This window comes from Candidatus Nitronereus thalassa, assembly GCF_032191465.1.
Taxonomy (GTDB): domain Bacteria; phylum Nitrospirota; class Nitrospiria; order Nitrospirales; family UBA8639; genus Nitronereus; species Nitronereus thalassa.
Genome location: NZ_JAQOUE010000001.1, coordinates 1,963,949 through 1,985,431 on the forward strand (window position 1 = coordinate 1,963,949; position 21,483 = coordinate 1,985,431).

Consider the following 21,483-nt stretch of genomic DNA (forward strand, 5'->3'; position numbering starts at 1 on the left):
TTTAAAATCATCATGAGCAGTGCCCTTTCATTGACCCTTCGATCCTTTCTTCCATATTCAACTAGATATCTGTTTCGACATCCGACAAAAATTGATCGGCTTCTTCAATATTGGACGGATTATTCCGGACGCTATGTAAAGATGGCAGATCTGACTGGAAAGGAACTGGGCTTGGCCATTGAATTTTTTAAATACCTTGAATTAAAGGAGCCCTTATTCCAACAGTTACATGGACTAAGAGTTATCCACATGCATCACATGGTCTATTATGTCATGACCAGATTGTTGAAGCCGGACATTATTGTGGAAACGGGGGTTAATGAAGGGATTTCTTCTGCTTTCATCCTTTATGCCATGGAGCACAATCAACATGGAAAACTCTACTCCATAGACTTACCGAATATTGATGTCGAACTTTACCCAGGAGGGCCCAGGCAAACAGACGGCGTCCCCGATGAAAAAGGAACCGGCTATCTCGTTCCCCATCACCTGCGTTCACGATGGGAATTAAGGTTGGGGGATGCTAAGGATCTTCTACCTGAACTTCTTCCCACACTGCCAAAAATTGACATATTTATTCATGATAGTCTCCACTCCTACGACCATATGTTTTTCGAATATCAAGCAGCTTGGCCCTACCTGAAACCTCAAGGGATCCTTCTTTCGGATGACATTGACTATAATAATGCCTTCGATGATTTCACCAGGGAAGTGCAAGGCCAACCCATTAGGTTTAATGCCAAGGTAGGGGCTTTGAAGAAATCTTAAGGTCTTTATCAGAAATTACCTGGATTCCTTTTTTCCTTCTTCATCGAATTCCTTTCCAAAAAACAAATGAATTTTTGAAGTCACCTTGCCTATACCTTCACTGAAGCCCTCAACAAATCCTTCCAGGTGAGGACGCCGACAATGGCACCATCTTTATTAGTAACAGGAAGGCAGGAAATATTGTGTTGCAGTAATGTCTCGACAGCGTCCTCAAGCGTCGTATCTTGTGCCACACTGATCGGTTTTCGACTCATGATCTGATGGGCCCGCTTTTGCAGCGTGGCCAAATCGCGAGTGGTTTCTGAGAGCGTGTCAATAAACGGACTAATGGATTTCAAAAGGTCACGATCGGAGATGACTCCCATGAGCCGATTCCCGCTCACCACCAGCACATGATGAAACCGATGCTGCTTAAACACGTCTCGAATACGAGCCAAGGTATCATCCATGTCCACCGTCACGATTTTTCGACTCATGATCATTTCGACCGTCATAACATAGCTCCTTCTCGAAACTCTCGAACGCCATACAGTACTCCAAACAGTTCGGCATCACAATTTCAAAGGACAGCATTGGTGAGATGCTCAAAGAGAAAGAATTCTGTATGATGGCGTAGGCCACAGACCTTCAATTTCCCATGAGTACGAAAAATCCCAACAAATTGCTTTTTGCCATTCTTCTTGGAATCACGATCGGCATTATCGTCGGAGGGTTTACGCCAGACATTGGCCGGTCGGTCCAATTCCTAGGAGACCTTTTTCTACGTGCCCTGTTTGTGATGGTGGTTCCGTTGGTCATCAGTTCCATGATCGTGGGCGTGAGCAGTCTGGGCGATGTTCGTCAACTGGGGCCTTTGGGAAGCCGTACCGTGCTCTTTTTTATGGCCACCACAGGAATCGCGGTCATTATTGGACTGTTACTCGTCCTGCTGATTCACCCCGGCACACCAGGCACTGGGCCAGAGTCGCAGGATCTCACGAATCTCGCCGAACGAATGGATCATAAACCGGATACGGTTGCTGGCCTTCTCCAAACCCTACTCACCACCTTGGTTCCCAAAAATCTCTTTGCCGCCATGGTGAATGTAGAAGTCTTGCCCCTCATTATTTTTTCCCTGATTTTTGGAGGTGTTCTGACCACGCTTGGAGAAAAAGGCGCGATCGTCATTCGGTTTTTTGATGGAGTCAATGACGCGATCATGGCGATGGTCCATTTATTGATGTGGACGGCACCAATGGGAATCGGGGCACTCATCGCCGGTCGGCTGGGAGAAGCGGGTGGCTTTAGCGGCTTTTGGCCGCAACTCGTCTCATTGGGCGCATATGCTGCCACGGTGATTATTGCGTTGCTGATTCATGCGCTGGTAATCCTCCCCCTTATTCTCCAGTTCATCGGAAAACAATCAGTCCCCGCCTATGCCAGAAATCTGAGCACGGCGCTCACGACCGCGTTTTCCACCAGCTCTAGCTCGGCGACGCTTCCGTTAACCATGGAAGCGGTGATTGATGAACACGGCATTTCCTCACGAACCGCCCGGTTTGTGCTCCCCCTCGGAGCCACGATTAATATGAACGGGACGGCATTGTATGAAGCCGTAGCCGCCGTGTTTATCGCACAATCCTATGGGATTGAGTTGAGCCTTGCGCAGACCGTGATTGTAGTATTAACGGCGACGCTGGCAGGTGTTGGAGCGGCGGGAATCCCTGAGGCTGGACTGGTCACCATGGTGATCGTACTGAAAGCCGTGGGCTTGCCCATTGAAGGCATTGGGTTGATTCTCGTTATTGATTGGTTTCTCGACCGTTGCCGAACCACGGTCAATGTTTGGGGAGATGCGGTGGGGGCGGCGGTTATTGATAAATTGGAGAATACAACCTAGCAAGGAAAATTTAATGTTCTGATAATTTTTCCTACTTTTCCTGCCATTTAAATTATCCGCTTTTTAAATCACTTCACACCCCGTCACATTTTTCCGATATAATGTCTAGAGGGAGGTATACATGATTTCCTCTCATACTATTGGTTCCCTTCTTCTCGATCGCCTGCATCAGCTGGGGCTAAAGCATATCTTTGGCATACCTGGCGATTACGTCCTCACGCTTTTTCAACTGATCGAAGAATCCCCAATTCAGCATATCGGGACCACTCGGGAAGATTGCGCGGGATTTGCCGCTGACGCCTATGCGCGTATTCACGGCATCGGCGGAGCCTGCATCACCTATTGTGTAGGAGGGCTCAATATCGTCAACGCCACAGCCTGTGCCTATGCGGAACGGTCCCCCGTGGTCATTCTGTCCGGATCACCAGGCATGGCAGAACGCGTGAATAATCCCTTTCTCCACCACATGGTGCAGGATTTTTCCACGCAACGAGATGTCTTTGAAAAAGTCACTGTAGCCTCGATCGTAATCGACGACCCCCTGACCGCCGAGCGGAAGATCGACCGAGCGCTCACCGCATTGCTGAAATATAAACGTCCTATTTACCTAGAAATTCCTCGGGACAAAGTCCTGTCTCCAGTTCAGGTAGCCTCCCCGAGATTTCCCGACGTCACAGAATGTGAAAGTGATCCCGCGGCCTTAAAAGAAGCCGTGGCGGAAGTCCGGGGGATTCTCTCGGGCTCGGAACGTCCCGTCATTCTGGCGGGTGCAGAATTGTTCCGGTTTGGATTGGAAAAGGAACTCACCACCTTGGTGGAACACATGCATGCACCCGTGGCGACAACGTTGTTGGGAAAATCGGTGATTCGTGAAGATCACCCGCTGTATATTGGCGTGTACGGTGGACTAGTGGGTCGCCAGGAAATCTTGGACTTTGTAGACCAGGCCGATTGCCTGCTCACACTCGGCACGCTGCTTACGGATATCGAAGACGTCAAGGCACATTCAACTCTACTGGCAGCTGGCCGCACCATTCACGCCACGGCGGAGACCATCGCCATCAAGCATCATCGCTATGAAAACGTTCGGTTCGAAGATTTCATTCGTGCGCTGGCATCGTCCCCTTTGCCGGCCTTTCCTTCTCGTCCCTTACCCGCCCTGGACAGTGTTCAGTATGAAAAGCCTCCCGCCCACACCCCAGTCACGCTCCGAAACATGTTTGGATATTTGGACGGTCTCCTCAACGACCAAACCATTGTCATTGCGGACGTTGGCGAATCACTCTTTGCTGCAGCAGATTTGCACGTTCACCAAAGCGCGGAATTTCTCTCACCTGCTTATTACACCTCTATGGGCTTTAGCGTTCCAGCGGCTTTGGGCGCCGGGTTGGCGAACCCCAAACTACGCCCCATCGTCCTTGTGGGAGATGGCGCATTTCAGATGACCGGCACGGAGCTTTCGACCTGTTTACGGTATGGCCAATCTCCTATTGTAATTGTGCTGAATAATCGAGGGTACACAACCGAGCGAGAAATTATGGAGGGCCCATTCAACGATATTCAGGAATGGCAATACGAAAAAGTCTGTGATCTGATCGGCAGCGGGACAGGACACAGAGCCGAAACATTTGGAGAATTCCAGAGTGCCTTAGACCAGGCCTTTGCCGACACTCAACATCTCCATGTGTTAAATGTGCTGCTCGATCCCAAAGATCGTTCAACAGCCATGACCCGAGTCGCCCAGCGATTGGCAAAGCGTTTATCCACTGGGTAAAATTGACACACTCCCTGCTGGCCATCTACGAAAGCCCCTCATCTCCTTCTGCAAACAATGGAATCACAATAAGCTTTAACCCCTAGATATTAACACCATACGAATATTGGCGTATTCAATCTCACCCCTACGTAGCTTATCAAATACACTTTCCAAAATTGCTTGCGACTGTAAGATTTATAGTGGACATTTTTTAATTAACCGCCCTCGCAATACCTTCACATTTTTTCATCATTCCCGAATGCGATTGCGAATTGACAAACTCCAACAACCTGTGGCCTATTTGGATAACTGGCTCATTTCCCCTCAGCAGGCAAGATTTTCATGAAAACCCGTTTCAAAGAATTTAATCCCAAAAAATTTAGTTTCCATAAGGACCCGGTGCTAGTGCTCGAAGATTTTTGGTCGAAGGAGGAGCGCGATACGTTCCTTGCGGCAATGGCCCAAGCAGAATGGAAAAAACGTTCGGAAATTCAGGCCACAGATTTAGCCTTCCCCAACTGTGGAGATTGGCTCAAAGCCCAAATTGCCCCAACAGAAGGATCAGTACTGCTCAATCGCATGGCGCTGCCCTGTATCGCCGACTATATTGAATCTTTTCCTCGAATCAAACAACGACACATGGGGTTCAGTTACTACTCCTATGGGGCAGGAGATTGCCTCTCCACTCATGATGATACCGACGAGCAATATGCCAGAATGGACGCAGTACCAGGACAAACCCCACAATCATTACCCCCGCAACGTCGGATCGCAGTTGTGAGCTACTTTCATCATGAATGGAATCCAGATTGGGGAGGCGAGCTCATTGTGTATGACAGTCGCAAAAAAAAGGATGGCCAAGTCCGCCTGGAAGTTTCGTACTGCCTGGAACCAAAACCTGGATCCATCGTATTTTTCACCGTGCCCAGATTCCATCGAGTCTGCCGCGTAGACCCCCTGGCCAACGAGCATAGACGAATGTCCATTGCCGGATGGTTCATGACCGAACACTATTCTTAATCGCACCCTCTCTCGCCAAGCCACAGAGCGCGATCTAATTATCTTCTTTTTGATCCAGGGGGATTCTGTTGATTGAGTTCTAGAAGTATTTATATAAGCAGGGTGTCGCCCCTGCAGACGAGGTCCTTTTGTTTCGGCAAAAGGACCCAAAACCATGTTCGCCTGTGCGCGGCCCCTACGACCCTGCTCAGAGCAGGCTCTCCGGGGTCCCTCCGCTTCCGTCCCGAATCAAGATGGCTCAGGAACTCGCTCCGAGGTGCAAGGCCACCTCTCCGCTCAAACAGCCTTCGCCAGGAAGCCGATTCGGGACTCCACCTCCGCCGCGCTCAACGCAGGAACCACTAACTAAATAATCCAATTATTCAAACTAGGTATGAGAAAGAACTTCTCTACAAAAACCCAACACCTGCAATTGCCACCATGCATACAATCGAAAAAAGAGAAACGTCACCCTTGCCGTTCTTAGTGTAGGACCCAAGGAAAGATTCCTTCATCGCATTAATTACGAACTATTCAATTGGCATAAGCCTAATGTCGCATTGCAAGACCTGCCCATCAAATCTACTTTAATACCTTCAAGTTCCGTTAAATCCGTTCCCTTGTCTAATGTGTTCAAAAAGCTTTTCTAACTGATCGCGATAACCAATTTTATAAAAATTCGCCATAAATTGAATCGTATTCCCTGCAGGTCCATCAAGAAATGGGGCACAATTATGAAATTCACAAGAAATTAAATGGTAGGTTCCTCCCCTATAGATTAGCTTGCAGTTTCGGAAAATGCACCTTTCGTAATGGTGTTGGTCAATTTGGATATTTTCATTTTGAAAAGTTCTATCACAGATCATTTCCATAAGGGGCACGCTCCTTTCAGATGCAAGAGCTATGGCATTATTCACCAGTATGGTTGAAGGAAGAGATGGAGGAGTTTTATTTAAATTTGTTTCTCCCTGACATAGAGATAAAGTTGAAAGTAAGTAGCTGAGAATAATGAACCGCAACCATTTGAAATAAATATCCCAATCTGAAGGGGATTTTGGCTTAAGAGAATCAATTAATGGTGTAAATTTGGGATGTTTGTCTTTAACTTCTTTTTCTAAATTCTCTCGGCTTAATTGTCTAGTTTGGGCATCTTCCAAGAAATTAGAAAATTTTTTCAGGTCTGCAAGGGTACTTCCTGGTCCTGAAACTAAGGCAATTGCTCTTTGAGTTAAATCATATGTACCATCAGGGACATATCCCATTGAGCCGCAATTGGGGCAATACCCACTGTAACAGGATAAGAAACTTATGTTAGTACCAACACCCCCAAATCCAGACGAAAAGATGTTTCCGCAATTTCTGCAAAAAGCCGGCATTTGAGCCATGGTTTTTATGCTCGCTAATTTAAAAATTAACTTCACGCCAAGACTCTAAATCTCGGCATGGGTCTTTGTTCTTACTTTATACTCACTATAGATTAATGAACAAATCCGAGAGACCTAGAAACACTCCCTAACCCTCTTTCTGTGATTTTTGAGAAAAAATAAACCACAGGACAATCAGGTTTTTCCCTATCGCAAGTAGTATACCCTGCCAATACAATCAAATTTAAAAAGTATAAGGCCTCGTATATTCACTTAACAATTACTAAACAAGTTTGCCAAAATTCCGATTCAGATTCTACTAATGGTTATTTTTCTCGCCTTGGGCGCGGCTTCGCCGCCGTGCCGAATCGACTTCTCCAGCGAGGACTGTTTGAGCGGAGAGGTTTCTTTTCACCTCGAAGCGAGTTTCCGAGCCATTTGATTCTGCACGGCGGCGAAGGGACCCGGAGGGCCGCGCACGGGCGGAAATGGTTTTGGTCACTTTTGCCGAAACAAAAGTGACTCGTCGTGCGGGGGCGACACCCCGCATAAAAATAAAACCAGATCCTTCACTCTGCTCAGGATGACAACTTTGGAGGGGAAGTCTTAAACTGCTCATGCAACCAGGAACACAGCTATGTTACTTTTCCAAAAACTTAAGCCAGGGCACCCTGATGAAACAGTATTACGTGTACATCATGACGAATAAGTCCAAAACGTTGTACACCGGAGTCACCAATGACTTGACTCGACGAGTTTTCGAACATCAACAAGGAATTGGAGGCCAATTCACCAAGAAATACCGGATTATTCGATTGGTCTATTTTGAAGAAACCCGAGACGTCCAAGCTGCCTTGGCCAGGGAAAAACAAATCAAAGGGTGGGTCCGAGCCAAAAAACTTCAACTGATTGAAACACAGAATCCTGAATGGAAGGATTTATCTGCGGAGTGGTTTGAATCTAATTGATTATTGAGAACGTACCCACATCAATTGTCATTCTGAGCCAGAGGCGAAGAATCTCTCTTTTTTCACGCCTCAACTTATTCTATTCCAACCAAATTAAAAAGCAGATCCTTCGCTGCACTCAGGATGACAACCAAAAAAGAAGGAACGGTAATAAAGAATTCTAGACAGGACTTAATTCTTGCCTAAAAACTTGAGGTAGGTGGCTTGGAGGGCGATGATGGTTTTGCCATCTTTGATGGTCCCATCATTGATCAGCTCGATAGTTTTTTCGAGAGGCATCTCGATAATTTCTAACACCTCATCGTCACCAAGGTCTTGCGTTCCAGGCACGAGATCTTTCCCAATAAAAATATGTATGATCTCATCGGTGAACCCTGGTGTCGTAAAAAAACTTAACAGCGGTTCTAAGGTGCCAACCTTATAGCCGATCTCCTCCTCCACCTCTCGCATGGCGCAATCGCGTGGATCTTCTCCAGGATGAAGCTTTCCAGCAGGAATTTCATAGATATAGCCTCCGACGGCGTGGCGATACTGTCGAATCATCACGACGGTTTGATTGTCTTTAAGCGGGACAACTGCCGAAGCTCCGGGGTGGGTGATCAGTTCTAACTCCGCAGTGGCTCCGTTTGGCAACGTTACGGTTTCCAGCGAAAGATCGATGATTTTCCCTTGATAGATATTCTTCTTCACGACGGCATTTTCCTTTGCTGGAATCACGCAGAAGGCTTGGGTTTCTTATAAAACGGAAATTTGACGACCTGGGCAGGGACACGGCGGCCCCGAATTTCTACCTCAATGCGAGTTCCTAATTCCGCATAGGCTGGGAGCACATAGCCCAAGCCTATCCCTTTTTGAAGAATAGGCGACAAATTTCCACTGGAAATTTCTCCTATCTCCATCCCATCGGCCAAAAGCTTCATCCCATGCCGAGGAACGGCTTTTTCTAACAATTCAAACCCGACCAAACGCTTGGATGAACCTTGCTCCTTTTGACGCTGTAAGATTTCTCGCCCCACAAACGGGCCTTTGTCCCAATTCACCACCCATTCGGCACCGGCTTCAATGGGGGTGATCTCCTCCGTCAGATCGTTCCCGTATAAAAAATATCCCATGTCTAACCGAAGCAAGTCTCTTGCCCCAAGCCCTGCCGGCTTTAAACCATGGGCCTCCCCGATTGCCACCAATTGTTGCCATATGGCTACGGCCTGTTCCACAGGAATGTACAGTTCGTACCCACGTTCTCCGGTATATCCTGTTCGGGAAATTATACACAAAGCCCCACATAAGGCAGCCTCCTTGAACTGGCGAGGTTTAAGGCCTTCAAGTTCTGGGCCAAGTTCTTGTTGCATGATCGCCTTTGCCGCTGGACCTTGTAGTGCAAATTGGGACATGGACGCCGACCGATCTTCGACTTGAACGTTTTCTTTTTGAGTATTCTGCTGCTGTCTTAACCAATCAAAAATCTTTTCTCGATTCGATCCATTCACGCATAACAGAAATTTATTTTGGGACAAGCGATAAATGAAAATATCGTCCTTCACTCCACCTTCCGGATTACAGAGCATAGAATATTGGGAGTTAAGAGGGTCGATTTTTTCGATGTCATTGGTTGCCACTCGTTGCAGGTAGGCCACTGCATCGAGACCCTCAACTTGAATACGCCCCATATGGCTCACATCAAAGAGGCCAGCGGTGTTGCGAACCGCATGATATTCGTCCAGCACGCCGGAGTATTGTAGTGGCATGGCCCACCCGGCAAAATCCACGATCTTACCGCCTTGCGCCACATGCACATCATAGAGTGGAGTTTGTTTCATGGCGAAATCAATGGTCTTTTCCAGGAGATCTAAAATTGTTGTTGCCAAGGTATAAGCTTCTAATATGGTATACCTTCAGATGGGAATTTGTTTTTTCCGAGATACAAACGACGAGATATGCTTCACGTTCTTTTTATCGCAAATCGAGCAATTCCACATCAAAAATCAAGGTGGCATTGGGTGGAATCACTCGTCCCGCCCCACGTGCGCCATATCCAAGATTTGGGGGAATGATAAGCTTGCGTTTTGAGCCAATGTTCATCCCTACCACCCCTTCATCCCATCCCTTAATGACATGTCCCGCACCGAGACGAAATTGGAATGGTTCGCCACGATCCACGGAACTGTCGAATTTGGTTCCGTCTTGTAACCAACCGGTATAGTGGACCGATGCCGTTTCGCCAATCTGGGCTTCTCGACCCGAACCTTTGACAAGGTCAAGATATTGAAGTCCAGAAGCGGTAACGGTTGGCTTTTCTTCCTCGGCCCACGATGGCAAGACCAAGCCCCCAAACGATATTCCCACGATGACTGACCAGAAAACCATAGATGCCATCAAATGTTTACGCATAGTGAAATTTCCTTCCGGGAATAATTCTTAATAGATGTGGTGTGGAGTAAAGTCCGAAGTTACTTTTCGGCAAATAGCGCGACGCTGGCAGTATACCCATGAATGAAATTTTTTCCACCGACGGGCCCAATTTCACCTGCCGCAAAGAAGCCGGCGATGGGAAGGCCCTCGGCCCGCTTTTGAATGGCGCGCACATCATGATGAGGCTCAGCAAAAAATTGCCGCCCGCGACCATTACAAGTAAAGAGGAGAGCACCTTTAGGCGTTTTATTGGGAAATTCGACTTGATCTTTCGCCAACATCAGGTTCAGCTCTTCGCTGGCCGCTTTGGCATCTCGCAAATGAAATTGGACGGTCTGACCTTCTTCAATTAAATCGGAAATGGCCAAGCCCCCGGAGCTTTGATCCGCGCCAATAATTCCGCGAATCAGAAAATCCCCTTGATCCAATCGCTCGCGATGCTCGTCAAACGCAATGCCGATCTGCAACGCCCTCGCAGCTTGCCTCCCACCATTAATGCCTAATTTATCTAACGTCGCTTGAAGCCGTTGCAGTGTGGGAGCCCCTCCTAATTCATAAATGATGTTGCGCTCCGCTTTGGTGACCACAAACCGTTCACCAATGGGTTTGCAGCCCTGCGAAACCAAGGTGCGAACGGACACCGGACCCCAAAGGGCCACACCTGTCATACCTTCGGTTACAATTCTCCCGTTATAGACCATCCGATTTTCGCCTAAATCCGACCCGCCACTCGCCACGCCTCCAATTGCCGAGGCACCTGGACAGGATTCTTCGATATCGGAAAATACCGATTCAATCGGGGTGGAAAATGGATCGGCAAACAACAGAAACGTGGGACGCTCGGTGGTGGATTGCAAAGCCACGGGCCACCCCTCGGTCGTGTGTGTCCCCTCGTCTTCGTTAAACTGTAAATGCATGGGCAGCATTCGCACATTGGGCAAATTCGCCACCCAGACGGAGACCACGGAATTACCCTCGTATTCTTCGGTGGGGCTAATAATTCCCTCGCCCATACAGCCGAGCATCACTTCCGGATCCACAGTTTCCCAGAGCTGTCGGACTAGGGCTTCGGCCCGATCCTCATCTCCATAATGGATCGAGAAGAAGACGAACATGAGATCCACCTTCTCAGTACCTAACGCGTCTTTGATAGATTGCGAGAGATCTGACACCACGTCATCGATTTCAGACTTTCGTGACACGGCTACATGAACTTTCATAACATTTCTTTCCTCTGCATAAGAGGGAGTCTAGCAATGGGTGAAAGGCTTTGTCTATAAGGCAAAAATGAACTTTTACAAACGCTGATGAATTCAAACGGGGAATCTTGAAATGCCGTTATTTTGCGTATTCAGAGAGTCTGGATTTCAAGGCCTCAGGAAAGGTTCTAAGAGGAAAAAATCATCCACAATGCTGGGGCCATATTTGTCGGAAAATCCAGTTCACGGGCGGGCTGCATGTCGCTCAAGAATTTCCCGGAGTTGCTCATGCGAAATCGCCTCAGCCCGCCGTCCATCTCGTCCCACCACAGTCGTTGCCGCCACCAGAGCATTAATAATGGCTTCTTCCGTGGCTTCGACTGTCGCCGCCAGAATGGGATTCAAATGGGTATCCGCGATATGCGTCATCTGAAAGGTGGAAATCTCAGGATAATGGGGAATTTCATTGGCTGTGGAAAACGCGAGAATAAAATCACCGCTCCCGTGATGGCTTGTTGCTCCTGTCCTCGCCAAACCTAACGCCGCCCGTCTGGCCACCCGTTGAAGTTGACGAGAATCCACGGGGGCATCCGTCGCAATGACGATGATAATCGAACCTTGATCCCCCAACTGTTCCCTTTTGGACAGAGTGGCAAAGCTTTCGTTGCCGGAGATCTCGGCAGATTCACTTCCGCGTTGCTCCTCTTTCCACAATCGACCGACAGGCACTCCGGTAATTGTCAGCTCAAATCGCCGTCCATGGTTAGCATTAACGAGCACCCCAATCGTATATCTCCCGTCTTCCTGAGAAAGCCGACGCGAAGACGTGCCAATTCCTCCTTTGAATTGATACGAGATCATGCCCGTTCCCGCGCCCACGGTTCCCTCGGCCATAGGACCGGTGACCGCTTCTTCGAGCGCCTTCACCACATCCTCCTCTGATACATGCCGCCCTCGGCTATCATTCAGGCGGCTATCGTCGCATTCGGCGACAACTGGCGTCAGCGTATCATCGGTGATACCAATGTCAGGATTATGCTTGAACATCCAACTCATGACTCCGTTGGCCACTCGCGGAACGTTCAACGTATTGGTCAATGCAATGGGATACTCCAAAAACCCGGCCTCAGCCACCCATGCAAGACCCGTCATTTCCCCTGTCCCATTGAGCACGAAAGCTCCAGCTGGCACCTTTTTATGCCATACGTCATCACGAGGGATGATAACGGTGACTCCCGTACGAATAGGGCCCTTCCCCGGATTGAGAGCACCATTCCCTTCGATCAACGTGACATGGCCAACTTTCACCCCTGCCACATCCGTGATGGCATTCCACGGTCCTGGAGAAAATCGACCGATGGTAATCCCTAAATCCCTGGCCCTGACTGATTTTTGGCCGATGATATTGATCGTCGAGTCGGCAATAACTTCACAGGTGGGGAAGAAGAAAAACCCTAGAAAGAAGAACCGTACCGAGAAATAAGTGAAGTATTGTAAGCTCTTTGAGAATAGCATGGACGGCCTTTTAGTAAATCGCTCGCCACCGGGCGGACGGACGTTGTGTAAGAGCCACTTGGCAGGAGGGACAGGTCGCCAGGTTTGCCAAATCCACCAACCATGACATATGCGACCGAGTACGTATCATGGCCCAAACCAAGCTGGTTCGACAGGAAGGACAACGCAGTGATTGGACAAACCAGGCAAAGGTTCCTCCTCCTGCCACTAGTCCTATTACCATTAAAGGACTGAATAGGCTCGTTCCCAACAACAAACTCAATCCCGCGCTCAAGAAACACAAGAGTGCTGTGCCAAAGCCTAAGAGAGCCATATATAATTTCCACATCTGGTGAGTCACTTCCAACCAGTTTGCTGCAGGTTTTCGATGATGAAGGCGCGTCATTTTTGGCACTGATTTTCCCCTCTTCATACGATCCTTTGCAGGCTTTTTTCAGGAGGTTTTTGGCAAAACAAAGTCCAGCTCATACACGTGATATCCAGCAGGGCAAAGGCCTAATGCTTGATATACTTGTTGAGCTATGGAATTCTTTGTTTCGACGTAAAGCCGAACTCCGGCAACGTTACTCCGAATTTTGGCTTCTTCCAGGACATGCCCATACAGCCGACGGAATACCCCACAACGACGCCAGGTTTGGTGAACGTAGACACTTTGGATCCACCAGAACACGCCATTTCGCCAATCACTCCATTCATAGGTAATGAGCAGTTGCCCAATGGGTTTCCCTGAAGAAAGGGGCTCAGCAATGAGATAAAATCCATGCTCAGGATTGTTTAATAACGCTTTTACCCCTTGCTGAAGGCGTACGAGCTCCAGCTGCTTTCCCTCGGTTTCTCTGGCTAATGCTGCGTTAAAGTCCACAACTTCGTTCAGATCATCGATGACCGCCTGGCGAATTCGTATCTCTGGCAGTGGAGAGTCGGTTCCGGATCCCTGTAAGGAGGTCATTTGGTCATGTCGGATGAAGGGGAGGCCGTCAGCCATCCTCGTGGAGGTTTATAAATTCCTGCGGAAAATTCCATCTTCATCGCCTCTTGAGGTTTCAGCTGAATGGCTTGGGCTTTATTTCTGGGAACAAAGGCCAAATACCCGGTAAAAGGGTGGATAGCCGTTGGCACAAAAATCATGAGTAACACGTCATGCTCTGGACGTTGCAATACCGGCGGGGCCACATCCATCACAAATCCAATCGCCCAAACACCGTCCCGAGGAAAAGGAAACACCACCACCGTACTATGCCCAAAACGTTCTCGAAATTGGAACACATCGGTCATACCTTTCAGGGTCTGATAAATACTCCGAACCAAAGGTACTCGATCGAGCCATTCTTCTAATTTTTTAACCAGACGCTGCCCCAAGAAATGAGTGGCAGCCATACCACTCACGAGAATCAACAGAACTAATAACATGATTCCAGCACCAGGAACTTCGACATTGTAATGCGGTCCAACGAGATCTACCCATAGACCGTCTAAAGTCATAAATAGCGTGGATAAGATAAGGAAGGTACCCCAAGCCGGGACCACCACAAATAAGCCTGTGATAAAGTATCGTTTGATTTTGCCGGCGAAGGTTGTTTTCATCAGTAAAAGTAATTGGCATTAGGCCGAAGGTGGAGCGACCAGAGCAATGGTCAGCCTTTTATAGAAATACATTTGGATACTGACCATTGAGGATCTATTCTTGAATTGGAAAGCCTTTCTGATTGCTTGATATCTTTTGACCTGATCCTCTAGTGTATGAAAAGTTTGCACTGATGACAAATCCCTTACCTTGAGGAATCACCATGACAACAGATCACACTCAAACCCAGAATGCGCTCGACCCTCAACTCCTGGCAATTCTTTGCTGCCCAGAAACGAAACAAGAGGTTAAGCTATTGGATCAAGTTGCGCTGGAAAAATTGAATGCAAAAGTCCTGACAGGGGAAGTACACAATAAAGGCGGAAATGTCGTGAAGGAACAGCTGGGTGGGGGTTTGATAAGGAAAGATCAGACGGTCGTCTATCCTATTCGCGACAACATCCCCATCATGCTTATTGATGAAGGAATTTTAGTCAAGGGACTTTTTTAACTATTCTTTCCCCACAGACAGATCAATCCACAGTTCAAGTGAAATTTCCATCCATACCCAAACTCTTCCTATTTTTCTGGAGGACCTGATGGTTTGGCGTGGAAATGGTTCACCATAACCCACCAGAGTGAGCGTCCCAATTGGACCACAATATATACTGAAAGGGAAATAAGAGGGCCGTACCACCAAAGGGACTGGGTTGGCCAAGAATCAGGGGAATGAAGCATGAGGCCGAGAACGATATGTGCCCCTAATCCCAGAGAAATGGTAAAAATTATCCATTCCTTAATGGCATTAAAATTTTTTCGATCATGCCCAATCATCAGATGACACGATCCCTAATCAACTCGTAAAAAACTATCAAGGCAACCCTGGGCAGGCCAAAGCCCCCGGTTTTTCACACGGGGCTTTTGGTGGATTCAATTTCCGTGGCTGTAATAAGACTGGTGAGATAATCAGTGACAAATATCAGGGCTTCTTCTCTACCATCCGCTCTTCGACCTTTTTCTCGACGCTGAACCGACAATTCATGCTCAAGATCGGATTTGACATCCCCTAACAATTTTTGAAGGGAAGCGGTGGTAAGATTCACATCCACATCTTCAAACTCTTGGCATCGGTCCAAAACCCAATTTAAACCTTCCACTCGGCCCAAATAGCGATCTTCCTCCGTAGCATCGATTCTCCCCATTGTAGTGGCAAAGGCTTGGGCTTCATAAATAAGATTGTAAAAACTGGAAACCGCTCTATGTAAAGTCGAATTCATTGTTCCCCCTTAAAATTCCAAATAATTTCGTTTATTATACAGTTTTGTTGATAAATCCGCTACTTAATCCGTCAAAAAAGACCTATTAAACCTACAATTTCTTTGCACTCCCCCTTCATCGGTTTATCCACCTGGTAGCATGACCAAATTTTCCCATCTTTGTTTTAAGAAAAGGGGAAAAAGAAGATCTGGAAGATTCTAATGAAGAAGAAAATCCAAAAACACTAGGTAAAAAGGAGGGGATGAAATTCAGCCATAAATCCATAATACAGGGGAGCAAATTCCTTGAGACTATGAGGGCTAGTTTCTTTCAATTTTTTAAAGAAAGCCACCTGTTGCCTCGGATCCATTTGTTCCAGAATTTTTGAGAGTTGCGGCATGGAATAGCTTTTTGAAGGAACGCTTAAAATATAATGAACTAGGCGCTCTACAAACTGCTGGGCAACATATTCGGTAGCTAAATACTCCTCAGGTACGTTTCCAGATTCCAAAAACTCCCAAAAAGGAATAGGTTGAGCAGAAAAGGGTATTGGATTTGGAGGAGCGCCACTCATAGGGAAAATTCCATGTAAGAAATGAAAAATGTTATATATGGGCCATTGGCCAGTATGCGCCCATATCTTCCTGGCGCTTCATTTAAATTTAAGGGGGAGCAATATCGAAGTTGACTTGTTTCCCGTCATGGTCGATCTAGAATACAATATTTTTTGTGGAATCTAAACATCTTTTCCCTAAAAGTAGGATATTTATTTTTTCCCTCCGATTATTTTATTAGGATTTTCACAAAAAAAGGGCCGAGACTTTTATGTCTCGGCCCCTTTTTTTAAAAGTCCTGAACCAACGGCTCAGAATTTTACAACCAGGTGACGCGTTCGGCCGGCCGAATGTAAATCGGCTCTTCCACCTGCTGCCGTACCGCTTCTTTGCCGGACTTGTTGAAGCCCAACACCGTGTCGTTATACATCTGGAACCGTCGACCATGAATCTGGGTCTCGAAGACGAGGGGTCCAGGAATCACGTCATACCGGAAGATGATTTGTTGGCTGGCTCTCCACAATTGGAGCACCGCTAACAATTCCCGGCTCGGCACCAAATACTTCTCAATCGCCGCATCCACGCCCGGCCCAAACATCTGCCGGATGTACCCCCGAGGTGCTTGCCGGGGTGGGATATAAAACCCATTCGGCTCTGTTCCCCATTGGGGATACAACGGTAACGCCACTTGTTCCACCCGAATGGTGTAATACAGTGGGTTCCAGCGATCTTCCGCCCACAGCCCATCTTCGCCAATCTTGACGAGGTTCTGTAAGCGAATCTTCCCCACGCACGCGGCCATACATCGCGTTTCCATCGGCTCCCCACCCGTGAGAGGATCTTTACCCTCCACCCGGGGGTAACACGCAATGCACTTCTCGGTCACCCGAGTCGTTCCACGATACATGGGCTTCTTGAATGGGCATTGCTCCACGCACTTCTTGTACCCACGACACCGGTTTTGGTCGATCAACACGATCCCGTCTTCAGGCCGCTTGTAGATGGCCTTTCTTGGACAGGCGGCTAAACAGCCCGGATACGTACAGTGGTTACAAATCCGTTGGAGATAGAAGAAGTAGGTTTCATGCTCCGGCAAGCTGCTGCCTTGCATTTTCCAGGGTTCTTCTTTGGTAAACCCGGTTTTATCAATGCCTTCGACAATGGCCCGCATCGACGTCGCCGTGTCTTCATAAATATTCACAAACCGCCATTCTTGGTCTGTAGGAATGTAGCCGATGGCCGCTTGCCCAACTTTGGCACCCGCATCGAAAATGGTCATTCCTTCGAACACGCCATAGGGCGCATGGTGTTTGCGACCCACACGGACGTTCCAGACTTGTCCGCCGGGATTGACTTGCTCGATCAACTGCGTGATTTTCACATCGTAGAACTGTGGATAGCCCCCGTACGGCTTGGTTTCCACATTGTTCCACCACATGTATTCCTGGCCTTTGGAGAACAACCAAGTCGACTTGTCGGCCATGGAACAGGTCTGACAGGCCAAACACCGATTGATATTGAACACAAAGGCAAACTGCCACTTCGGATGCCGTTCCTCATACGGATACAGCATCTTCCGTCCTAATTGCCAATTATATACTTCTGGCATGATTTCCTCCGTTTTTCTGAACCATTGTAAAGTTCAATTGGTAAAGTTCCACATTGTGATCTAGGAATCTTGGAGAGGAAGAAAATTCTTCCTCTCCAAGCGTATTTCTTCTTACACCTTGATCTTAATGTGGTCGCCTTTGAGCCACTTGATCATGAACTCATTCTCCTGGCCAGGCGTAAACCCGGTTCGGACTGGCTCCCAGGGTCCGCGGCCTCCGATCCCACCGTCTTCTGCTTTGGTAATACGCATCAGACATTCTTTGGGTACGGTATTGACCGCATGGTTATCCACTTGGTACCCGAATTTAAACTTCCATGCCACGGCATGTTTGCCGGGCAACGAGTCTAACTGATGCATGGGCATCAACCAATCCCGGGTAAAGGACTGTTGGGCCCCATACCGGAAGTTGGATTGATATCCCGTATCCATCGCAATCGCGCGTCCGTCTGGCCGCGTTTCATGCCCTTTCACCGATTTCGCGGTGGACACATAGGGCGCATGTTTCGCCATGGTCACATGGTATGGGAAGGCTGGATTGTACTTCGCCCGAATCATCAACCGCGCTACTTTGTAGTACGGATCTGAGGGCTTCCACCCACGATACGGACGATCCACTGGGTTCCCATCGACGTAGACATAGTCCCCGTCGTTGATACCCCGGTCTTTAGCCGCTTGCGGATTCACATGCAATTGATGTTCACCCACACCCGGCGTCCGTTTATCCATCCGATACGCATCCCCGAAGTTGGATTCATACATCTGCACCCAGTCATTGACGGACCATTGACTGTGCACCCGATGCCGCGTCTTCGGCGTCACACAATAGAACTGATACCCTTTTTCCCAGAGTGGGTTGGAGTACCGTTTGATTTCCGCCCACGGCAACGCAATGTTCCGCACCGTTTTATCATCATGATGCTGAGCCGTGATGGGAATCCCGTAGTCATCCGGCCGCACATACGGGTTGGTCGTCATGATCGCATTGGGCAGATAGGGCGTGGCTTCCGTCCCTTCCCGATGCGAAATGAAGTTTTCCCCATACTCAATGGCTTCCGGCTCGATGCGGTAGTTTTCATACCGACCGGTCCGCGTCCATTGGGGCTTGGATTCGTTGGTTTCTTCCCAGAATGGCTGCCGGGGATAGGTCCGGCTCATCACCATCCAGCCTTTTTCCGACTTCAGCATGGTATCCACGCTGTAGCCATAGGCCGTCGAGCTCGCATCCAACAACCGCTGCACGTACACATCGACCCGATTGTCATACACAAACTTGAAGTAATCCCGGAACCGACGATCGCCCGTCATTTCCGTGAGCTTCGCGGCCACACCCGCCACTGTATCCAAGTCATTCCGAGTATCGTAGAGAGGCCGAATGCCACCCTTCCACACTTGGAACCACGGATTGGACACGGTCGCGGTGTGTTCGGGATAGGTAAATTCCATCCACGTGTTGACCCCCATGGCCACGTCATTGTGGTTGACGTCTGACGTCATTTCCACATCCTGCGTGATCAAGGTTTCAATGTGCGGATCCACGTTTTTCACCATGTCATAGTGATGTTTGGCGTTGTTCAACACGTTCACGTTCGCCACCCAACGGAATTTACTTGGGGTTGGCATATGGGTCTTCCCGGTAAACACCCGGCGACCATACTTCGGCGTGTTCACAATCAACGCCGTATCCCCATGGTTCCAATAGGCGACTTCCTCACCGTAGTAGTACCCACGCACATGCACTTCTTTTCCATGCGCATTGGGGTCCAAGGTGATTTTGAAGGGATTTTCTGCGGTATGGGTCCCAAGACCACCACCGCCCCATGGCGTGGCATTCCAAATCCCCGCTTTGTAGTTTCCGGCCCAGGTATGCTGCCCGGTGCCGAATTTCCCGACGTTCCCCGTGATGATCAACACCATCGCGGCTCCGCGAGCAATAATCGTTTGATGGAAATAGTGGTTCGTGCCTTCCCCGTTATGAATGGCGGCCGGCTTGACCGTCCCACTATCCCGTGCCCAGCGGACGATCAAGTCCTTCGGGGCCCGGTTGATCTGATGCACCGTGTCCAAATCGTAATCCTGCAAATGCGCTTGATACATTTGGAACACTGGCAACACGTCCACTTCACGCCCATTCAATAACTTCACCCGATAGGACCCGGTCATCGCCGGTTCAATACCGCTATTCCGGAAATGCCAGCCCACCAATTCCCGATGAATCGGCACCGCCGCACCTTTATTAATATCCCAGACCATAAACCCACCGAGGCGGGCAATTTTGGCGGGGTCCAAGGTTTGCACTTTCCCTGAATAGGTCTTCGAGAAATCTGGCAACTGATACCCTTGGATCACATCCCGAGGATCTAAATATTGCAACGTATCCGACCGCACCAAGATGGGCATATCGGTATACGCCGAACAGAAATCATGGTCATGCATGTTTTCATCAAAGATGATTTTACACGCCCCTAAGAATAACGCTCCATCCGTGGCCGGTCGCACCGGAATCCAGTAATCCGCCCGATACGCCGTGGGATTGTATTCCGGAGTAATGACCACACACCGGGCACCCCGCTCAATGCTCTCCAGCTTCCAGTGGGCTTCCGGCATCTTGTTTTCTACGAAGTTCTTCCCCCAGCTGGTATTCAACTTCGAAAACCGCATGTCGTTCATGTCGACGTCAGAGGCCTGGATACCGCACCAGAACGGATGGGCTGGGTTTTGGTCCCCATGCCAGGTATAGTTCGACCAATACCGGCCACCCTGAGCTTGGTTGGGTTGGACTTTCCGAATGTAGGTGTCGAGCAATGCCCCGCACCCTCCGTTCATCCGGGTGATCCCCATCTTCCCGATCACGCCCAAAATCGGCATCCCAGCCCGGAACTTCATACACCGGACACCAGAGCCTTTGGACATTTCAATCATTTCCGGGGGATAGCCTTGCTCCCGCAACCGACGGGCCCCGGCTTCGCCACTGTACCGCTCGGCAATGATCAACATCGCCTTGGCGATATAGGTAAACGCCGTATCCCAACTCACCCGCAACATGTCATCGAGATATCGGGCATTGAATTTATATTTGCTCATCACGTCTGGCGTGAATTCGGGGCTCCCCGCATCCATCCAGGCTTTCCAGCCACGCCGCATCAACGGGCCCTTCAACCGATACGGGCCATACACCCGTCGGTGCATCGTGTAGCCCTTCAAGCACATCCGAGGATTGTGCGCGAACGTGCCGCGATTGCCGTAGAGATCTTCATAGGTTTGGTGATCGTAGTTTTGCTCCACCCGCATCACCACGCCGTTCCGGACGAAGGCCCGAATCCGGCAGGCATGGGTATCGTTCGGGGAACAACACCAGGTAAAGGATGAATCATAGCGGTACTGATCGTGGTACACCCGCTCCCAGGCACGGTCCGGATACTCACCCAGTGGATTGCCCACTTCGATGACCGGCTGTAACGCCGTCAACGCCAACGCCTTATCGGCCAACGCCACGGCAGCCACCGTCCCCGTGGTGACCTTTAAAAACTGTCTTCTAGAAAGAAACATTGCAGATACCTCCTCGTGTAAAGGCTGCCTCATTACAGCCTAACGTGGAATACGTTAAACATAAAAAAGTCCCTTTGACAGGGAAACGCTAAC

General features: G+C 48.9%; 22 protein-coding genes. 7 read left to right on the plus strand and 15 right to left on the minus strand.

Translation table 11 applies throughout. From position 1 onward, the window contains the following. The first annotated feature begins 12 nt into the window (after positions 1–12). Complete coding sequence (locus tag PPG34_RS08750; protein WP_313832848.1) at positions 13–768, plus strand: class I SAM-dependent methyltransferase; 756 nt, start codon at positions 13–15, stop codon at positions 766–768. 89 nt (positions 769–857) lie between these two features. Here PPG34_RS08750 and PPG34_RS08755 read toward each other — a convergent pair whose 3' ends face one another. Next, positions 858–1,262, minus strand: a complete 405-nt coding sequence (locus PPG34_RS08755) for a CBS domain-containing protein (protein ID WP_313832849.1) — start codon at positions 1,260–1,262, stop codon at positions 858–860. Between the two features lie 143 nt (positions 1,263–1,405). Between PPG34_RS08755 and PPG34_RS08760 the strand changes: the two genes are divergently transcribed. The 4 genes from PPG34_RS08760 to PPG34_RS08775 all read left to right on the plus strand — a co-directional run bounded on the left by PPG34_RS08760 (position 1,406) and on the right by PPG34_RS08775 (position 5,772). After that, positions 1,406–2,647 carry a dicarboxylate/amino acid:cation symporter gene (locus PPG34_RS08760; RefSeq protein ID WP_313832850.1) on the plus strand — a complete coding sequence of 414 codons (1,242 nt, stop codon included), beginning with the start codon at positions 1,406–1,408 and terminating at the stop codon, positions 2,645–2,647. 121 nt (positions 2,648–2,768) lie between these two features. Next, positions 2,769–4,421: an alpha-keto acid decarboxylase family protein gene (locus tag PPG34_RS08765; protein ID WP_313832851.1), complete on the plus strand. Its 1,653-nt coding sequence runs from the start codon at positions 2,769–2,771 to the stop codon at positions 4,419–4,421. 324 nt (positions 4,422–4,745) lie between these two features. After that, positions 4,746–5,423 carry a 2OG-Fe(II) oxygenase gene (locus PPG34_RS08770; RefSeq protein WP_313832852.1) on the plus strand — a complete coding sequence of 226 codons (678 nt, stop codon included), beginning with the start codon at positions 4,746–4,748 and terminating at the stop codon, positions 5,421–5,423. Positions 5,424–5,577: 154 nt separating this feature from the next. Then, positions 5,578–5,772: a hypothetical protein gene (locus tag PPG34_RS08775; protein ID WP_313832853.1), complete on the plus strand. Its 195-nt coding sequence runs from the start codon at positions 5,578–5,580 to the stop codon at positions 5,770–5,772. A gap of 226 nt (positions 5,773–5,998) precedes the next feature. Here PPG34_RS08775 and PPG34_RS08780 read toward each other — a convergent pair whose 3' ends face one another. After that, on the minus strand, positions 5,999–6,823 hold the full coding sequence (locus tag PPG34_RS08780; RefSeq protein WP_313832854.1) for a hypothetical protein: 825 nt from the start codon (positions 6,821–6,823) through the stop codon (positions 5,999–6,001). Between the two features lie 262 nt (positions 6,824–7,085). After that, the gene (locus tag PPG34_RS08785; RefSeq protein WP_313832855.1) at positions 7,086–7,316 is read right to left on the minus strand and encodes a hypothetical protein; all 231 of its coding nucleotides are present in this window, start codon (positions 7,314–7,316) and stop codon (positions 7,086–7,088) included. Between the two features lie 67 nt (positions 7,317–7,383). Here PPG34_RS08785 and PPG34_RS08790 point away from each other — a divergent pair, with 67 nt between their 5' ends. Then, positions 7,384–7,734, plus strand: coding sequence for a GIY-YIG nuclease family protein (locus PPG34_RS08790; protein WP_313832856.1), 351 nt, complete (start codon positions 7,384–7,386; stop codon positions 7,732–7,734). A 171-nt stretch (positions 7,735–7,905) separates the two neighbouring features. Here PPG34_RS08790 and PPG34_RS08795 read toward each other — a convergent pair whose 3' ends face one another. The 8 genes from PPG34_RS08795 to PPG34_RS08830 all read right to left on the minus strand — a co-directional run bounded on the left by PPG34_RS08795 (position 7,906) and on the right by PPG34_RS08830 (position 14,441). Beyond that, positions 7,906–8,424, minus strand: a complete 519-nt coding sequence (locus PPG34_RS08795) for an NUDIX hydrolase (RefSeq protein ID WP_313832857.1) — start codon at positions 8,422–8,424, stop codon at positions 7,906–7,908. Between the two features lie 23 nt (positions 8,425–8,447). Next, positions 8,448–9,599, minus strand: coding sequence for a glycine cleavage system aminomethyltransferase GcvT (gcvT, locus tag PPG34_RS08800; RefSeq protein ID WP_313832858.1), 1,152 nt, complete (start codon positions 9,597–9,599; stop codon positions 8,448–8,450). A gap of 85 nt (positions 9,600–9,684) precedes the next feature. Continuing rightward, positions 9,685–10,098: an FKBP-type peptidyl-prolyl cis-trans isomerase gene (locus tag PPG34_RS08805; protein ID WP_420888093.1), complete on the minus strand. Its 414-nt coding sequence runs from the start codon at positions 10,096–10,098 to the stop codon at positions 9,685–9,687. Positions 10,099–10,181: 83 nt separating this feature from the next. Further along, positions 10,182–11,363, minus strand: coding sequence for an FIST signal transduction protein (locus PPG34_RS08810; RefSeq protein WP_313832860.1), 1,182 nt, complete (start codon positions 11,361–11,363; stop codon positions 10,182–10,184). A 222-nt stretch (positions 11,364–11,585) separates the two neighbouring features. Next, positions 11,586–12,857: a DmpA family aminopeptidase gene (locus tag PPG34_RS08815; RefSeq protein ID WP_313832861.1), complete on the minus strand. Its 1,272-nt coding sequence runs from the start codon at positions 12,855–12,857 to the stop codon at positions 11,586–11,588. A gap of 10 nt (positions 12,858–12,867) precedes the next feature. Then, positions 12,868–13,251 carry a hypothetical protein gene (locus PPG34_RS08820; protein ID WP_313832862.1) on the minus strand — a complete coding sequence of 128 codons (384 nt, stop codon included), beginning with the start codon at positions 13,249–13,251 and terminating at the stop codon, positions 12,868–12,870. 39 nt (positions 13,252–13,290) lie between these two features. Next, complete coding sequence (locus tag PPG34_RS08825) at positions 13,291–13,806, minus strand: GNAT family N-acetyltransferase (protein ID WP_313832863.1); 516 nt, start codon at positions 13,804–13,806, stop codon at positions 13,291–13,293. Continuing rightward, the gene (locus PPG34_RS08830; RefSeq protein WP_313832864.1) at positions 13,803–14,441 is read right to left on the minus strand and encodes a DUF502 domain-containing protein; all 639 of its coding nucleotides are present in this window, start codon (positions 14,439–14,441) and stop codon (positions 13,803–13,805) included. Before PPG34_RS08830 ends, PPG34_RS08825 begins: the two co-directional genes overlap by 4 nt. 203 nt (positions 14,442–14,644) lie before the next feature. Between PPG34_RS08830 and PPG34_RS08835 the strand changes: the two genes are divergently transcribed. Next, positions 14,645–14,932 carry a Trm112 family protein gene (locus PPG34_RS08835; protein ID WP_313832865.1) on the plus strand — a complete coding sequence of 96 codons (288 nt, stop codon included), beginning with the start codon at positions 14,645–14,647 and terminating at the stop codon, positions 14,930–14,932. A gap of 397 nt (positions 14,933–15,329) precedes the next feature. Here the strand turns inward: PPG34_RS08835 and PPG34_RS08840 are convergent, their stop codons facing one another. The 4 genes from PPG34_RS08840 to PPG34_RS08855 form a co-directional block, all read right to left on the minus strand. Continuing rightward, positions 15,330–15,698: a hypothetical protein gene (locus tag PPG34_RS08840; RefSeq protein WP_313832866.1), complete on the minus strand. Its 369-nt coding sequence runs from the start codon at positions 15,696–15,698 to the stop codon at positions 15,330–15,332. A 224-nt stretch (positions 15,699–15,922) separates the two neighbouring features. After that, positions 15,923–16,252, minus strand: coding sequence for a hypothetical protein (locus PPG34_RS08845; RefSeq protein WP_313832867.1), 330 nt, complete (start codon positions 16,250–16,252; stop codon positions 15,923–15,925). Positions 16,253–16,551: 299 nt separating this feature from the next. Next, positions 16,552–17,841 carry a 4Fe-4S dicluster domain-containing protein gene (locus PPG34_RS08850; RefSeq protein WP_313832868.1) on the minus strand — a complete coding sequence of 430 codons (1,290 nt, stop codon included), beginning with the start codon at positions 17,839–17,841 and terminating at the stop codon, positions 16,552–16,554. Between the two features lie 111 nt (positions 17,842–17,952). Then, the gene (locus PPG34_RS08855) at positions 17,953–21,390 is read right to left on the minus strand and encodes a molybdopterin-dependent oxidoreductase (RefSeq protein WP_313832870.1); all 3,438 of its coding nucleotides are present in this window, start codon (positions 21,388–21,390) and stop codon (positions 17,953–17,955) included. Between the last annotated feature and the right edge of the window lie 93 nt (positions 21,391–21,483).

What these genes read in the sequence shown, in the direction of transcription:
- PPG34_RS08750 (WP_313832848.1), top strand. Translation starts at nt 13, where the DNA reads ATGAGCAGTGCCCTTTCATTGACCCTTCGATCCTTTCTTCCATATTCA.
- PPG34_RS08755 (WP_313832849.1), bottom strand. Translation starts at nt 1,262, where the DNA reads ATGACGGTCGAAATGATCATGAGTCGAAAAATCGTGACGGTGGACATG.
- PPG34_RS08760 (WP_313832850.1), top strand. Translation starts at nt 1,406, where the DNA reads ATGAGTACGAAAAATCCCAACAAATTGCTTTTTGCCATTCTTCTTGGA.
- PPG34_RS08765 (WP_313832851.1), top strand. Translation starts at nt 2,769, where the DNA reads ATGATTTCCTCTCATACTATTGGTTCCCTTCTTCTCGATCGCCTGCAT.
- PPG34_RS08770 (WP_313832852.1), top strand. Translation starts at nt 4,746, where the DNA reads ATGAAAACCCGTTTCAAAGAATTTAATCCCAAAAAATTTAGTTTCCAT.
- PPG34_RS08775 (WP_313832853.1), top strand. Translation starts at nt 5,578, where the DNA reads ATGTTCGCCTGTGCGCGGCCCCTACGACCCTGCTCAGAGCAGGCTCTC.
- PPG34_RS08785 (WP_313832855.1), bottom strand. Translation starts at nt 7,316, where the DNA reads ATGCGGGGTGTCGCCCCCGCACGACGAGTCACTTTTGTTTCGGCAAAA.
- PPG34_RS08790 (WP_313832856.1), top strand. Translation starts at nt 7,384, where the DNA reads ATGCAACCAGGAACACAGCTATGTTACTTTTCCAAAAACTTAAGCCAG.
- PPG34_RS08805 (WP_420888093.1), bottom strand. Translation starts at nt 10,098, where the DNA reads ATGGTTTTCTGGTCAGTCATCGTGGGAATATCGTTTGGGGGCTTGGTC.
- PPG34_RS08810 (WP_313832860.1), bottom strand. Translation starts at nt 11,363, where the DNA reads ATGAAAGTTCATGTAGCCGTGTCACGAAAGTCTGAAATCGATGACGTG.
- PPG34_RS08815 (WP_313832861.1), bottom strand. Translation starts at nt 12,857, where the DNA reads ATGCTATTCTCAAAGAGCTTACAATACTTCACTTATTTCTCGGTACGG.
- PPG34_RS08825 (WP_313832863.1), bottom strand. Translation starts at nt 13,806, where the DNA reads ATGACCTCCTTACAGGGATCCGGAACCGACTCTCCACTGCCAGAGATA.
- PPG34_RS08830 (WP_313832864.1), bottom strand. Translation starts at nt 14,441, where the DNA reads ATGAAAACAACCTTCGCCGGCAAAATCAAACGATACTTTATCACAGGC.
- PPG34_RS08835 (WP_313832865.1), top strand. Translation starts at nt 14,645, where the DNA reads ATGACAACAGATCACACTCAAACCCAGAATGCGCTCGACCCTCAACTC.
- PPG34_RS08840 (WP_313832866.1), bottom strand. Translation starts at nt 15,698, where the DNA reads ATGAATTCGACTTTACATAGAGCGGTTTCCAGTTTTTACAATCTTATT.
- PPG34_RS08845 (WP_313832867.1), bottom strand. Translation starts at nt 16,252, where the DNA reads ATGAGTGGCGCTCCTCCAAATCCAATACCCTTTTCTGCTCAACCTATT.
- PPG34_RS08850 (WP_313832868.1), bottom strand. Translation starts at nt 17,841, where the DNA reads ATGCCAGAAGTATATAATTGGCAATTAGGACGGAAGATGCTGTATCCG.
- PPG34_RS08855 (WP_313832870.1), bottom strand. Translation starts at nt 21,390, where the DNA reads ATGTTTCTTTCTAGAAGACAGTTTTTAAAGGTCACCACGGGGACGGTG.